The organism is Klebsiella sp. 64 (assembly GCF_018223915.1).
GTDB lineage: Bacteria > Pseudomonadota > Gammaproteobacteria > Enterobacterales > Enterobacteriaceae > Klebsiella > Klebsiella pneumoniae.
On the sequence record NZ_JAGRQZ010000014.1, the window covers coordinates 142,248 to 157,662 of the forward strand.

General features: G+C 62.3%; 10 protein-coding genes. 5 read left to right on the forward strand and 5 right to left on the reverse strand.

Translation table 11 applies throughout. From position 1 onward, the window contains the following. Window positions 1–26 precede the first annotated feature (26 nt). From ptrA to recD, 3 genes are read left to right on the forward strand one after another with little or no spacing between them, the layout of a single operon-like run. On the forward strand, window positions 27–2,912 hold the full coding sequence (gene ptrA / locus KHQ23_RS11890) for a pitrilysin (RefSeq protein ID WP_004181181.1): 2,886 nt from the start codon (window positions 27–29) through the stop codon (window positions 2,910–2,912). Continuing rightward, entirely contained in the window at window positions 2,909–6,445 is a 3,537-nt protein-coding gene (gene recB, locus KHQ23_RS11895; RefSeq protein WP_004151968.1) for an exodeoxyribonuclease V subunit beta, read from the forward strand. Before ptrA ends, recB begins: the two co-directional genes overlap by 4 nt. Then, window positions 6,442–8,286, forward strand: coding sequence for an exodeoxyribonuclease V subunit alpha (gene recD / locus KHQ23_RS11900; RefSeq protein ID WP_004149617.1), 1,845 nt, complete (start codon window positions 6,442–6,444; stop codon window positions 8,284–8,286). The genes recB and recD overlap by 4 nt, the downstream gene beginning before the upstream one ends. A 57-nt stretch (window positions 8,287–8,343) precedes the next feature. Here the strand turns inward: recD and KHQ23_RS11905 are convergent, their stop codons facing one another. Both KHQ23_RS11905 and argA read right to left on the reverse strand, forming a co-directional pair. After that, window positions 8,344–8,664, reverse strand: coding sequence for a hypothetical protein (locus KHQ23_RS11905; protein WP_021465743.1), 321 nt, complete (start codon window positions 8,662–8,664; stop codon window positions 8,344–8,346). Between the two features lie 229 nt (window positions 8,665–8,893). Further along, the gene (gene argA / locus KHQ23_RS11910; RefSeq protein ID WP_004149616.1) at window positions 8,894–10,225 is read right to left on the reverse strand and encodes an amino-acid N-acetyltransferase; all 1,332 of its coding nucleotides are present in this window, start codon (window positions 10,223–10,225) and stop codon (window positions 8,894–8,896) included. A 227-nt stretch (window positions 10,226–10,452) separates the two neighbouring features. Here argA and amiC point away from each other — a divergent pair, with 227 nt between their 5' ends. Beyond that, a complete protein-coding gene (gene amiC / locus KHQ23_RS11915; RefSeq protein WP_004174538.1) occupies window positions 10,453–11,706 on the forward strand; it encodes an N-acetylmuramoyl-L-alanine amidase AmiC in 1,254 nt (417 codons plus the stop codon). 17 nt (window positions 11,707–11,723) lie between these two features. After that, the gene (cobD, locus tag KHQ23_RS11920) at window positions 11,724–12,800 is read left to right on the forward strand and encodes a threonine-phosphate decarboxylase CobD (RefSeq protein ID WP_032435009.1); all 1,077 of its coding nucleotides are present in this window, start codon (window positions 11,724–11,726) and stop codon (window positions 12,798–12,800) included. A gap of 3 nt (window positions 12,801–12,803) precedes the next feature. On the opposite strand, the gene KHQ23_RS11925 is transcribed toward cobD, so the two are convergent. The 3 genes from KHQ23_RS11925 to pduV all read right to left on the reverse strand — a co-directional run bounded on the left by KHQ23_RS11925 (window position 12,804) and on the right by pduV (window position 15,413). Continuing rightward, entirely contained in the window at window positions 12,804–13,670 is an 867-nt protein-coding gene (locus KHQ23_RS11925; RefSeq protein ID WP_020317261.1) for an L-threonine kinase, read from the reverse strand. Between the two features lie 91 nt (window positions 13,671–13,761). Continuing rightward, window positions 13,762–14,976, reverse strand: a complete 1,215-nt coding sequence (locus KHQ23_RS11930) for an acetate/propionate family kinase (protein ID WP_009308564.1) — start codon at window positions 14,974–14,976, stop codon at window positions 13,762–13,764. After that, window positions 14,973–15,413, reverse strand: coding sequence for a propanediol utilization protein PduV (gene pduV / locus KHQ23_RS11935; RefSeq protein ID WP_004185483.1), 441 nt, complete (start codon window positions 15,411–15,413; stop codon window positions 14,973–14,975). Before pduV ends, KHQ23_RS11930 begins: the two co-directional genes overlap by 4 nt. Between the last annotated feature and the right edge of the window lie 2 nt (window positions 15,414–15,415).

Below are 15,415 nucleotides of genomic sequence, written 5' to 3' on the forward strand. Positions count from 1 at the left end.
AAGTTTGTTAATGATGAGGTTCGTGAATGCCCCGCAGTTTATGGTTCAAGGTTTTTGTTGTGCTGGCCGCCCTCTGGGCGCCGTTTAGTCAGGCCGACACCGGATGGCAGCCGATTCAGGAGACGATCCGCAAAAGCGAAAAAGATACGCGTCAGTATCAGGCGATCCGCCTTGATAACGACATGGTCGTGCTGCTGGTTTCCGATCCGCAGGCGGTGAAATCGCTGTCGGCGCTGGTGGTGCCGGTGGGATCCCTGCAGGATCCGGCAGATCATCAGGGGCTGGCGCATTTTCTGGAACATATGACGCTGATGGGGTCGCAAAAATATCCCCAGCCTGACAGCCTTGCAGAGTTTCTTAAGCTGCACGGCGGCAGTCATAACGCCAGTACCGCGCCCTACCGCACCGCGTTTTATCTTGAAGTGGAAAATGATGCGCTGGACGGGGCCGTAGATCGCCTGGCCGACGCCATCGCCGCGCCGCTGCTGGATAAAAAATATGCCGACCGCGAACGTAACGCGGTCAACGCCGAGCTGACGATGGCCCGGACGCGAGACGGGATGCGCATGGCCCAGGTCAGCGCGGAGACCATCAACCCGGCTCACCCGGCGGCCCACTTCTCCGGTGGCAACCTCGAGACGCTCAGCGATAAGCCCGGCAGCCCGGTGCTTGATGCGCTGCACACCTTCCGCGATAGCTGGTACTCCGCCAATCTGATGAAAGCGGTGATCTACAGCAACAAGCCGTTGCCGGCGCTGGCGCGCATGGCTGCGGACACCTTTGGCCGCGTGCCGAATCGTCAGATCAGCAGGCCGGAAATTACCGTCCCGGTGGTCACGGATGCGCAAAAAGGCATCATTATTCACTATGTGCCGGCGATGCCGCGTAAAGTGCTGCGCGTCGAGTTTCGCATCGACAACAACAGCGATCGCTTCCGCAGCAAAACCGATGAGCTGGTCACCTATCTTATCGGCAACCGCAGCCCGGGCACGCTCTCTGACTGGTTGCAAAAACAGGGCCTGGCGGAAGGTATCCGCGCCGATTCCGATCCGGTGGTAAACGGCAACAGCGGCGTACTGGCGATCTCAGCCACCCTCACCGACAAAGGCCTGGCGCACCGCGATGAAGTGACGGCGGCCATTTTCAGCTACCTCGACCTCCTGCGTACTCAGGGCATCGACAAACGCTATTTCGACGAACTGGCGCATGTGCTGGCGCTCGATTTCCGCTATCCGTCGATCAACCGCGACATGGACTACGTGGAATGGCTGGCGGACACCATGATCCGGGTGCCGGTCGAGCATGCGCTGGACGTGGTGAATATTGCCGACCAGTACGACCCGCAGGCGATCAAAGACCGGCTGGCGATGATGACCCCGCAGAACGCCCGCATCTGGTATATCAGCCCCCAGGAGCCGCATAACAAGACGGCCTACTTTGTCGATGCGCCGTATCAGGTGGATAAGATTAGCGAGCAGACGTTCGCTGACTGGCAGCACAAATCGCAGGCCATCCAGCTGCAGCTGCCGGCGCTCAACCCCTATATTCCGGATGACTTCACCCTTATCAAAAGCGATAAAGCCTGGCCGCATCCGCAGCTGATCCTTGATGAACCGACGCTGCGGGTGGTGTATGCCCCGAGCCAGTATTTTGCCAGCGAGCCGAAGGCGGACATCTCCCTGGTGCTGCGTAATCCCCAGGCGATGGACAGCGCTCGCCGGCAGGTGATGTTTGCCCTCAACGATTATCTCGCCGGCATCGCCCTCGACCAGCTCAGTAACCAGGCGGCGGTCGGCGGCATTTCGTTCTCTACCGGCGCTAATAACGGATTAATGGTCAATGCCAACGGCTATACCCAGCATCTTCCGGCGCTGTTCAGCGATCTGCTGCAGGGATACTTCAGCTATACGCCGACTGAGGAGCAGCTGGAGCAGGCCAAATCCTGGTATGCGCAGATGATGGATTCCGCCGAGAAAGGCAAAGCCTACGATCAGGCGATAATGCCGATCCAGATGGTCTCGCAGGTGCCGTACTTCCAGCGCGAAGTGCGCCGGGCGCTGCTGCCCTCCATTACCCTTAAAGAGGTGCTCGACTACCGCGCCAACCTGAAAACCAGGGGGCGTCCTGAACTGATGGTGATCGGCAATATGACCGCCGATGCCGCCACGACCCTGGCCCGCCAGATCCAGCAGCAGCTGGGCGCCGACGGCAACGAATGGTGCCGTAATAAAGACGTGGTGGTGAACCGGCAGCAGCTGGCGATCTTCAACAAAGCGGGCAATAGCACCGACTCCGCGCTGGCCGCGGTGTTTGCGCCGCCCAACGTGGATGAGTTCAGCAGCACCGCCGCCAGCACCCTGCTGGGGCAGATCATTCAGCCGTGGTTCTACAACCAGCTGCGTACTGAAGAGCAGCTCGGCTACGCGGTCTTTGCCTTCCCGATGAACGTGGGGCGCCAGTGGGGCATGGGCTTCCTGCTGCAGAGTAGCGATAAGCAGCCGGCCTTCCTCTGGCAGCGGTTCCAGGCCTTCTTCCCCACCGCGGAGGCGAAGCTGCGGGCGATGAAGCCGGAAGAGTTTGCTCAGCTCCAGCAGGCGGTGATAAGCCAGATGCTGCAGGCGCCGCAGACGCTGGGCGATGAAGCCTCGAAACTGAGCAAAGATTTCGATCGCGGTAATATGCGTTTCGATTCACGTGATAAAGTAGTGGCTCAGATTAAACTGCTGACGCCGCAAAAACTTGCCGACTTCTTCCATCAGACGGTGGTGGATCCGCAGGGCATGACGATCTTGTCCCAGATTTCCGGTAGCCAGAATGGCAAAGCGGACTATGCCCAGCCGAAAGGCGGCAAAGTGTGGGAAAACGTCAGCGCATTGCAGCAATCCTTACCCCTGATGCGAGAGAATGAATGACCGACACCGCTGAGTCTTTGGATCCCCTGCGCTTGCCCCTGATCGGCGAGCGCCTGATAGAAGCCTCTGCGGGCACCGGAAAAACCTTTACCATCGCCGCGCTGTATCTGCGGCTGCTGTTGGGGCTGGGCGGTGAGGCCGCCTATCCCCGCGCCATCAGCGTTGAAGAACTGCTGGTGGTGACCTTTACCGAGGCGGCGACCGAAGAGCTGCGCGGCCGTATCCGCAGCAACATCCACGAACTGCGCATCGCCTGCCTGCGCGGCGAATCCGACAATCCGCTCTACAGCGCGTTGTTGGCGGAGATCGCCGATAAAGACGACGCCGCGAAGACGCTGCTGCTGGCTGAACGGCAGATGGACGAGGCGGCGGTATTCACCATCCACGGCTTTTGCCAACGGATGCTGAGCCTTAACGCCTTCGAGTCGGGCATGCTGTTCGAGCAACAGCTGATCGAGGATGAATCCCGCCTGCGCTATCAGGCCTGCGCCGATTTCTGGCGCCGCCACTGCTATCCCCTGACCCGCGATATCGCGGCGGTGATCCACGACGTCTGGAAAGGGCCGCGCGATCTGCTGAAGTCCCTTGACCGCTGGCTGCAGGGCGAAGCGCCGCAGCTTAAGTCGCCGCCAGCCCCTAACGAGACGCTGGCCGAACGCCATCAGCAGATCATCGCCCGCATTGACTCGCTCAAGCAGCAGTGGCGCGAGCAGGTGGGCGAGATCGAAGGCGTGCTGGAAAATTCCGGCCTTGACCGGCGGAAGTTTAATCGCGGCAACCAGGGCAAGTGGATGGAGAAAGTGAACGCCTGGGCGCAGGAAGAGACGTTAAGCTACCAGCTGCCTGACGCGCTGGAGAAATTTGCCCAGTCGTTTCTGCTCGAGCGCACCAAAGCCGGTGGCGAACCGCCGGTGCATCCCCTGTTTAGCGCCGTAGAGTCGTTGCTGGCCTCCTCGCTGACGCTCACCGATCTGGTGCTGGCGAGAGCGATGGTCGAGATCCGCGATGCGGTCGCCCGCGAAAAGCGCCGCCGCGGCGAGCTGGGGTTTGACGATATGCTCAGCCGGCTTGACGAGGCGCTGCGCGGCGACAGCGGCGAGACGCTGGCCAGCGCCATTCGCCAGCGTTTTCCGGTGGCGATGATCGATGAATTTCAGGACACCGACCCTCAGCAGTACCGGATTTTTCGCCGCATCTGGCGCCGGCAGCCGGAGACGGCTCTGCTGCTGATCGGCGATCCGAAGCAGGCCATCTACGCCTTTCGCGGCGCCGATATCTTTACCTATATGAAAGCGCGCGGCGACGTTGCCGCGCACTACACCCTCGATACCAACTGGCGCTCCTCGCCGGGCATGGTGGGCAGCGTCAATCGGCTGTTCAGCCTCAGCGATAACCCCTTCATGTTCCACGAGATCCCGTTCCTGCCGGTGAAGGCGGCGGCGAAGAACAAGGGGCTGCGCTTTACCGTTGACGCGGCGGACGTACCGGCGATGAACGTCTGGCTGATGCCCGGCGACACTGTCGGGTCTGGCGATTATCAGACCTTTATGGCGCAGCTCTGCGCCACGCAGATCCGCGACTGGCTGAGCGCCGGTCAGCGGGGGCGCGCGCTGCTGTGGCGCGGGGAAACCTCGCGCCCGGTACAGGCTTCGGATATTACCGTGCTGGTGCGCAACCGGCTGGAGGCGGCGCAGGTGCGTGAAGCGCTGCAGACGCTGGGCATTCCCTCGGTCTACCTCTCTAACCGCGACAGCGTTTTTGAGACGCTTGAGGCCCAGGAGCTGCTCTGGCTATTGCAGGCGGTGCTGGCCCCGGAGCGGGAAAATACCCTGCGCAGCGCGCTGGCGACGTCGATGTTTGGCCTGACCGCGCTGGATATTGAAAACCTGAACCAGGACGAGCAGGCGTGGGACGCGCTGGTGGAAGAGTTCAGCGAATACCGCCAGATTTGGCGGCAGCGCGGAGTGATGCCGATGCTGCGGGCGCTGATGACGGCCCGGCATATCGCCGAGAACCTGCTGGCGACCCGCGGCGGCGAGCGGCGTTTAACCGACATTCTGCACATCAGCGAACTGCTGCAGGAGGCGGCCAGCCAGCTGGAAAGCGAGCATGCCCTGGTGCGCTGGCTGGCGCAGCATATCGCCGAGCCGGACAGCAACGCCGCCAGCCAGCAGATGCGTCTCGAAAGCGATAAGCACCTGGTGCAAATTGTCACCATTCACAAGTCAAAAGGGCTGGAATACCCCCTGGTCTGGCTGCCGTTTATCGCCCGGTTTCGTAAACAGGACCAGGCGTTTTACCACGATCGCGAGACGTTCGCGGCGGTGCTGGATTTGGGCCAGGATGAGGCCAGCCTCGAGCTGGCGGAGGCGGAACGACTGGCGGAAGATCTGCGCCTGCTGTACGTGGCCCTGACCCGCGCGGTCTGGCACTGCAGCCTCGGCGTGGCGCCGCTCAGCAGCCGGAAATCCGGCAACAGCGATTTCCACCTCAGCGCGCTGGGGCGGCTGCTGCAGGCGGGCGAAGCCATGGACGCCGCTGGGCTGGCTGCGCGGCTGGCGGACTTCTGTCATGGCGATATTGCATTACAGATTCCGGGCGAACTGGATCTCACCCCGTGGCAGGCGCCCGCGGCGACCATCCCGCGATTGTCGGCGCGCGAGCTGCAGCGCCGCATCGCCGACGACTGGCGGGTGACCAGTTACTCCGGACTGCAGCAGCATGGTTTCAGCGGCGGGCAGGATTTGCTGCCGCGTCTGGATGTTGATGCCGCCGGCGTCGGCGAAGTCGTGGAAGAGCCGCAGCTGACTCCGCACCAGTTCCCGCGCGGCGCCGCGCCGGGGACCTTCCTGCACAGCCTGTTTGAGGAGCTGGACTTCACCCAGCCGGTGCCGGAAGGGTGGATGGCGGAGAAGCTGCAGCTGAGCGGGTTTGACGCGCAGTGGGCGCCGGTGCTGACCGACTGGCTGGGGGGCGTGCTGAAGACCCGCCTGCCGGGGCCGGATATCGCGCTCAATCAGCTTGCGGCGCGGGATAAACAGGTGGAGATGGCATTTTACCTGCCCATCGCCCAGCTGCTGACGGCGGAGCGCCTTGACGCGCTTATCCGCCAGTACGATCCCCTCTCTGCCGACACGCCGCCGCTGGATTTCCGCCAGGTGCGCGGCATGCTGAAGGGCTTTATCGATCTGGTCTTCCGTCACGAAGGCCGTTATTACCTGCTGGATTACAAATCCAACTGGCTGGGGGAAGATCGCGAGGCCTACACCCGGCCGGCGATGGAGCAGGCGATGCGTGCCCACCGCTACGATCTACAGTATCAGCTGTATAGCCTGGCGCTGCACCGCTATCTGCGCCACCGGCTGGCCGATTATGACTATGACCGCCACTTCGGCGGCGTGATTTATCTTTTCCTGCGCGGCATGGACGGGCAGGAGGGGGGGCAGGGGATCTTCACCACCCGGCCGGTGCGACCGCTGATTGACGGTCTGGATCAGCTTTTTGCCGGAGAAACTCAGGAGGAGGCCTCATGACTTTCGAACAACTACTGCTGGCGGCGGTGGAGCAGCGTCTGCTGCGGCCGCTGGACGTCCAGTTTGCCCTGATGGTGGCGCAAAACGACCCGCCGGCGGTCAAGCTGGCGGCGGCCTTGCTGAGCCGGGATGCCGGCGAGGGGCACGTCTGTCTGCCGCTCTCGCGGTTGAGCGGCGACGAGGCGCTGAGCGGTAAAGCCGGGGAGATCCGCGATCGGCTGCTGGCCGAAGCCGGCGCGCCGGAGGACTGGCCCGCACTGCTGCTCGCTTCGTCGGCGGTGAGCTGCGGCGATGCTCCGGCGCCGATGATTTTGTGCGGCGACCGGCTCTATCTCAACCGGATGTGGCGCAACGAGCTGACCGTCGCCCGCTTCTTCAATGAAGCCAACCGGGTGCTGGAGATGGATGAGGCCCGGCTGGCGTCAACCCTGAATGCCCTGTTCCCTGCCACCGGCGAAACCGACTGGCAAAAAGTGGCCGCGGCGGTGGCGCTGACCCGCCGCATCTCAGTGATCTCCGGCGGTCCCGGGACCGGGAAGACCACCACCGTGGCGAAGCTTCTGGCGGCGCTGATCCAGATCGAAGACAGCCCGCGCTGTCGTATTCGCCTGGCGGCGCCAACCGGGAAAGCGGCGGCGCGTCTGACCGAATCGCTGGGCGCGGCGCTGAGAAAATTGCCGCTGACCGACGCGCAGAAAGCGTTGATTCCCACCGAGGCCAGCACGCTGCATCGTCTGCTGGGCGCCCAGCCAGGCAGCCAGCGGATGCGCTATCACGCCGGCAACCCGCTGCATCTGGACGTGCTGGTGGTGGATGAAGCCTCGATGATCGACCTGCCGATGATGTCGCGGCTTATCGACGCGCTGCCGGCCCACGGGCGGGTGATTTTCCTCGGCGATCGCGACCAGCTGGCCTCCGTAGAAGCGGGGGCGGTGCTGGGGGATATCTGCGCCTGGGCGAGTTCGGGCTATACCGCCGCGCGGGCGCAGGAGCTGACCCGGCTGACCGGTTCGCCGGTGCCGGCGGGCGAGGGGGCTATCGCGGGCGCGCTGAGAGACAGTTTGTGCCTGCTGCAAAAGAGCTATCGCTTCGGCAGTCACTCCGGCATCGGGAGCCTGGCGCGGGCGGTGAACGCTGGCGCGCGCGCGGAGGTGAAGGCCACGCTGCGCCAGCCGTTTGACGATATCGCGCTTCATCCCCTCAGCACGACCGAAGAGTACGAAGCCATGCTCGGCGCGGCTCAGCAGGGCTATGAGCGCTACCTGCAGCTGCGCCGCGAGCGGGCCGAACCGCAGGCCATGCTGGCCGCTTTCAGCGAATTCCAGCTGCTGTGCGCGCTGCGCGAGGGGCCGTACGGCGTGAGCGGCGTCAATGAGCGGCTGGAGCAGCGGCTCAACCGCCAGCGGGCGATCGCCCTGCCGCGCCACTCTCGCTGGTATGATGGCCGACCGATCATGATATCGCGCAACGACAGCGCGCTGGGGCTGTTTAACGGCGATATCGGCATCGCCCTGGAGCGCAACGGCGAGCTGCGGGTGTGGTTCCTGATGCCCGACGGCGCCATCAAGTCGGTGCAGCCGAGCCGTCTGCCGGAGCATGATACCGCCTGGGCGATGACCGTGCATAAATCGCAGGGCTCGGAGTTCGAACACGCGGCGCTGATCCTGCCGGCGCGCAGCGTCCCGCTGGTGACCCGCGAACTGGTCTACACGGCGATCACCCGCGCGAAACGGCGGTTGTCGCTCTATGCCGACGAGCAGGTGCTCTCCCAGGCCATTGTGACGCGCACCGAACGGCGCAGCGGCCTGGCGGAGATTTTCGCCGGGCGCGAAGCCCCCTGAGACGCCGGGTCCGGGCGATGGAAAATGCTGCAGCCGTTGCCCGGGCTGGCGGAAAAATCAGTAACTGAAGAACAGAGGGATAAGCCAGAGCGCCGAGATCGAGTTCATGGTGAAAAAGCGGACTGCTGCGCCGCCGGTCAGCGGTGGGGTGGAACAGCGGGCACAAAAAATCACCAGCGAGGAGATGAGAAGATTCATGCCGGACGTCAGGGCCAGCAGAAATAATATCGCGATGGCGGCGCCGAGCGCGGCATAGCCATGCTGATGATGGCGCTGGTTATCCCAGAGGAGCAGTATCATCAGCAACCACGGATAGAGGGCGACCGCGGTGGTGATGAGATTAATATGTCTGACCAGCCAGTTCGGTTTGGGTTCCATTCTTTAAGCGATCCTTACAGGGCGGGTGGCGGCCGCGGCGCCAGTCGACGTCCTGTCGACAGCCAATAGCATATCGGTGAGCCAGCGAGAAAGAAATGGCCTGCGCGGAAACCAGGAATTTCGCCCGCGTGCGTACGCCAGGCTGGCGGGAAGAGGGGTGGGAGACCGGCCGGGGATAAAGCGATAAGCGTCGCGCTATCCCGGGCCGTTAGATAGAGAGGAGAAGGGCTTAAGCGAGGTCGGCCATCAGCACCTTCGACCGGCGCTGATAGTTATACATCTGCTTTTTACTCTCCGGCAGCAGGTCGATATCCACCGGCGTGAAGCCGCGCTCCTGGAACCAGTGGATGCTGCGGGTGGTTAACACGAACAGCTTGCTCAGTCCCATCTGCCTGGCCTGAGCGGCAATACGCTCCAGCAGCACCTCTCCCCGCGACGAGCTCCGGTAATCCGGATGCACCGCCACGCAGGCCATTTCGCCGATCTTCTCTTCCGGGAAAGGATAGAGGGCGGCGCAGGCGATGGTGGTGTTATCGCGCTGAATAATGGTGAATTTGTCGATCTCCATCTCCAGCTGTTCGCGGGAACGGCGTACCAGAATGCCCTGCTGCTCGAGCGGGCTTATCAGCTCAAGAATACCGCCGATATCATTGATGGTCGCCCGACGGATCTGCTCCGCGCTCTCCATGACGATCTGGGTGCCGATGCCGTCGCGTGAAAACAGCTCCTGCAGCAGCGCGCCATTTTCCTGATAGCTGATCAGGTGGCAGCGCCGTACGCCGCTGCGGCAGGCCTTCACCGCCCCGCGCAGGAAGCGCACGGTGCCGGAGTTATAGTCTTCGTCTGCTTCCAGCTCTTCGACGCGGGCTTGCGCCTCATTAGGGAACAGTTCGGAGACAATTTCCCCGGCCTGGTTGTAAACCCCTTGCGACGAACAGAAGCCGATCATTTTCTCCGCCTTCAGCTTGATGGCCAGCTGGGTAGCGATCTCTTCCGAAGTCAGGTTAAAGCTCTCGCCGGTGACCGACACCGCGACCGGCCCCATCAGGACAATGGCGCCGCTGTCGAGCTGACGATGAATCGCCTCTTCGTCAATGCGGCGAATGCGTCCGCTGTGGCAATAATCGACGCCGTCATCGACGCCCAGCGGCTGGGCAATGATAAAGTTGCCGCTGACAACGTTGATATGGGCCCCCTGCAGCGGGGTGTTGTTGAGGCTCATCGACAGACGGGCGGTGATCTCCAGCTGCAGCATCCCCGCCGCCTGCTTAACCAGCTCCAGCGTTTTGGCGTCAGTCACTCGCGTCTGCTTGTGATAGACCGGCTCGTGATGGTGCTCGGCGAGGTTAGCGTCAATCTGCGGGCGGGCGCCATAGACCACCACCAGGCGAATGCCCAGGCTATGCAATAATCCTATGTCATTGACAATATTTGAGAAATTTTCATGCTCAATGGCTTCGCCGCCCAGCATGATGACAAACGTTTTTCCCCGATGGGCATTAATATAGGGAACAGAATGGCGGAATCCTTCTACCAGTTCAGTGCGACGTTCCTTCACCATGACAAACCCTCAATGCATGATTATTCGTAATTATTGTATTTTTATTCTGTTTTGCCGTTAAACGCAAGCCCCAATTTGAGGCTAAGCCGCGAAAAACATGTGACCCGGCGCAGGGTGTCAATGAATGTTTACCCTTTTATAGATGACAGGTTATATGCCTTTCGTTAAAGTTTCTGGTCAATCTGTTTGTTTTGGGTATAAATGCGTTTTTATTGCTTGGGAGTGGCATGTCGGGAAACAACTCTGGATTAAGCCGTCGCCGTTTATTGCAGGGGGCGGGCGCCATGTGGTTAATGAGCGTGAGCCCTGTTGGGCTGGCCGCCGCCGCGCGGGTGGTCGCTGTTCGCGTCTGGCCAGCATCGACCTACACCCGCGTCACGGTGGAATCGAATCATGTGCTGAAATACCGGCAGTTTGCCCTCAGTAATCCGGAACGGGTAGTGGTCGATCTGGAGGGGGTTAACCTGAACTCGGTACTGAAGGGCATGGGGGGCCAGATCCGCGCTGACGATCCCTTTATTAAGTCCGCCCGGGTGGGCCAGTTTGATCCGCAAACCGTGCGCATGGTCTTCGAACTCAAGCAGAACGTTAAGCCGCAGCTGTTTGCCCTCGCGCCGGTGGCCGGCTTTAAAGAGCGTCTGGTGATGGATCTCTACCCCGCCAACGCTACCGATGTTCAGGATCCGCTGCTGGCGCTGCTCGAGGATTACAACAAAGGCGATCTGGAGCGGCAGGTGCCGCCGGCGCAAAGCGGGCCGCAGCCGGGCAAAGCCGGGCGCGACCGGCCGATTGTCATCATGCTCGATCCCGGACACGGCGGCGAAGACTCCGGCGCCGTGGGAAAGTATCGCACCCGCGAAAAAGACGTGGTGCTGCAGATTGCCCGTCGCCTGCGGGCGCTGATCGACAAAGAAGGCAATATGAAGGCCTATATGACCCGCAACGAAGACGTGTTCATCCCGTTGAAAGTGCGTGTCGCCAAGGCGCAGAAGCAGCGCGCCGACCTGTTCGTGTCGATTCACGCCGATGCCTTTACCAGCCGCCAGCCCAGCGGCTCTTCGGTGTTTGCCCTCTCCACCAAGGGGGCCACCAGTACCGCGGCAAAATATCTCGCCCAGACGCAGAACGCCTCGGATCTGATCGGTGGGGTCAGCAAGAGCGGCGACCGCTATGTCGACCACACCATGTTCGATATGGTGCAGTCCCTCACCATCGCCGACAGCCTCAAATTCGGAAAGGCAGTGCTGGAGAAAATGGGCAATATCAATAATTTGCACAAGAATCGGGTAGAGCAGGCGGGCTTTGCGGTACTGAAGGCGCCTGATATCCCCTCCATTCTGGTGGAGACGGCGTTTATCAGTAACGTGGAAGAAGAGCGGAAACTGAAAACGGCCAAATTCCAGCAGGAGGTGGCCGAGTCGATCCTCGCCGGGATTAAAGCCTACTTCGCCGACGGCGCGACGCTGGCCCGCCGCGGATAACCACACAGGAAAGGGACATGGCCTTACTGAAAAGCGCCCATGGCGGCAATATCCGCGAGGCCGCCGCCCTACTGGGCATAGCCCCCGGCGAGCTGCTGGATTTTAGCGCCAACATCAATCCGCTGGGGATGCCTGCCTCGCTCAGGCAGGCGATCGTTGACAACCCAGGCTGCGCCGAACGCTACCCTGACGTCGAGTATCAACAGCTGCATCAGGTGCTGGCTGCCCACCATCAGTTGCCGGCGGCGCATATCCTCGCCGGCAACGGCGAAACTGAATCGATCTTCACCCTCGTCCACGGCCTTAAGCCGCGGCGGGCGATGATCGTCATTCCCGGTTTTGCGGAGTACCGGCGGGCGCTGCAGACGGTGGACTGCGAGGTGGTGGAGTATGCCCTGCGGGAGCGCGATGGCTGGCAGCTGACCGACGCGATCCTCGATGCCCTGACTCCGGCGCTGGACTGCCTGTTTCTCTGCACCCCGAACAACCCCACCGGCCTGCTGCCGGAGCGGGGCCTGCTGGAAGCCATTGCGCAGCGCTGCCGGGCGCTGAACATCAGCCTGATCCTCGATGAGGCCTTCCTCGACTTTATCCCCGACCAGCCGGGGTTTATTCCTCTGCTGGCGCAGCATCCGCACGTCTGGGTTTTGCGATCGCTGACCAAATTTTATGCCATTCCGGGGCTGCGTCTCGGCTACCTGCTGAACGCTGATGCCCAGGCGGTGGCCCGACTGCGCGCGCGACAAATGCCGTGGTCCATCAACGCCTATGCCGCCCTGGCCGGGGAAATTATTCTCCAGGATCGGGCGTATCAGCGGGCCACCTGGCAGTGGCTGCAGGAGGAGGGAGCGCGTTTCTATGCGCAGCTGCAGGAGATGGCCGGGCTGACCGTGTGGCCCGGGCGTGCTAACTACCTGTTCTTGCGCTGCGACAGAGCCGATTTTGACCTGCAATATGCCCTGCTGCGCCAGCATGTGCTGATCCGCAGCTGCGCCAACTACCCGGGGCTGGATAGCCGCTATTTCCGGGTGGCGATCCGCAGCGCCGAGGAAAACGACCAGCTGCTGGCGGCGTTGCGCCGGGTGCTGGCCTGAGGCCTACTGCAGGATGACGCCCCCGGGCACCATTGCCAACAGATGCTGCTGCGGCCAGTGGGCGGCGATATCGCTCTCTGCCAGCCGCCATTGCAGAAATTCGACGTCATGCCGACGGCGGTCCAGTAGCAGGCCGACGACGCTGCCGCTGTGCGCCACGTTGAGACCATAGAGCCCTGCGCTTTCCACCAGGTCCAGCAGCGCGTCAAACCCCGGCTTAGGCAACAGCTGCTGGCTGGCAATGGCGCTGATGGTCGCTGCTTCGCCCAGCAGCTGCGGGTTGCCGCAGTGGCAGGCCTGCTGTACTTTCTCCCACGCCAGCTGCAGCCGGGAGGCGTTTGCCAACAGGCCCGGCTCGCGCGGCAGCTGGTGATAGTCGGTGGTGCGCAGCGTCAGCGGGCTCTCCAGCACTAACAGGTCGAGCGCCGGCGGAGGGGGACAGGCGATTTGCGTGGCGGCGGTATTATGGTCGAACAGCGTCAGCTGGCGAAACAGGGTGCTGTCGGTAGGCTCCAGCGCGACGCACAGGCGCGCCAGCGTCGGCTCATCCAGTAGATGGCCCAGATGATGGGCGGTGGCGACGGCGGTGGCAGCGATATCGGCGGTGCTGCTGGCCATCCCTTTGGCCACCGGGATCGTTGAGTGCAGGGTGATGCGGATCTGCTGGCTCAGCGCTGGGGGGTAGCCCCAGTGGGCCAGCAGCTGGTCGACCATCGCCCGCGACAGCGGCCGCTCGTCTTTTCGCGGTACCCCGGTCTCGACCTCGACGGTGCTGTACCAGTCCACCGGACAGGAGACCAGCTTTTCGCTGCCGAGGATCCAGCCCTGGATAAGTTCTCCGCACGAGGCGGGACATTGTGCAACAGCCACGTTTTCACCTTTCCGCTTACCTTCGCCAGAGCGCATAGTGGCATGGCGACCCGCCGGTTACCATGATTCTCCGCAAGAGGAGGCGCGTCGTTTATGCCGACACCGCCAGCTCGCGCGCCTGCGGCAATGCAAGACGCATGACGTCGCGGGCAATCATTAGCTCTTCATTGGTGTTGATCACCGCCACTTTGACCAGCGCATTATCCGCCTGAATAAAGGTCGCGCTCCGGTGGTTTTTCTCGTCGTCCAGCGCGAGGCCGAGAAAATGCAAATTGCGGCAGATCGTCGCCCGCGCCCGGGCGGAATTCTCGCCTATGCCGCCGGTAAAGATCAGCGCGTCCAGACCTCCCATCTGCATGATATAGCTGCCGATAGTCGCGCGAATGCGTTCGGCAAACAGCGACAGCGCCAGAGCCGCCCGTTCGTTGCCGGCGTCAGCTGCCTGTTCGACGTCGCGGTAATCAGATGACACACCGGAGACGCCCAGCAGCCCGGATTCATTATTCAGCAGCTGGTTGAGCTGCTGGGCGGATTTCCCTTCTTTCTCCACCAGCCAGGGAAGTATCGACGGGTCGATATCGCCGCTGCGGGTGCCCATCATCACCCCGGACTGCGGGGTAAAGCCCATTGAGGTATTCACCGATTGCCCGCCTTTGATGGCGCAGACGCTACAGCCATTGCCCAGATGGCAGCTTACTACCCGCAGGGCGCTCAGCGGTACGCCCAGCTTTTCCGCCAGCGCGCTGCTGACATAGTGATGGCTGGTACCGTGAAAACCGTAGCGGCGAATGCCCAGCTCGGCGTAATAGCGCCAGGGGAGGGGATAGAGCCAGGCCTCCGGCGCCAGGGTCTGGTGAAAGGCGGTATCAAAAACCGCCACCGCCGGTACCGCGGGTAACAGCTGGCGAAAGAGACGTATGCCCAGCGCATTGACCGGGTTATGCAACGGCGCCAGCTCCGCCAGGCGCTCGATCTCCCGCAGGGTATCGTCGCAGACCAGCGCGGCGTCTTTGAAGCGTTCGCCGCCGTGGGCGACGCGGTGGCCAACGCCGTCGATCTCCTGCAGGCTGCTCAGGATCCCGCGGCCGGTCAGCGCCTCCAGCAGCAGGGTCACTGCCTCATGGTGATCGGCGATGGGCAGCGTCTCCTGCCATTTCTGTGCCGACGTTTTCAGCGTGAAGCGGGCCTCGGGCAGGCCGATACGTTCGATCAACCCCTGACAGAGCAACGCCCCCTGCGGCATGTTAAGCAGCTGAAACTTCAGGGATGAGCTGCCGGCGTTAATCGCCATGATTTTATAGGTCATTGATATTCCTCTGCATTCAGGCAGGCGAACAGGTCATCAAGCCCGTCGCCGGTTAACGCGCTGGTGATAAAGATATGTCCGGCGCCCGCCGCCTCGAGCCATGTCCGGACCTGTTGCAGACGGGGCGGGGCGGCCAAATCGGCTTTGGTGATCACCCCGATGACCGGGCGGTTCATCGGGGCGGTAAACCCCGGAGAAAAAGGTGACCAGGGCGCATCGGCATTTAGTACCAGCGCGATGACATCGGCCTCGCAGGCGCTGGTGAGCAGTGCACTGTACAGGCAGCGGTTTTCCAGATATTCCCCGGGGGTATCGATGGCGGCCGGCGTCCAGACGATGGCCTGGGTTTTCTGATAGCGCAGGGTTTCGCCACGCAATACCTGGGTCAGCGAGGTTTTGCCGCACTGGCTGGGTCCGATTAGCATCAGGCGTTTCATGG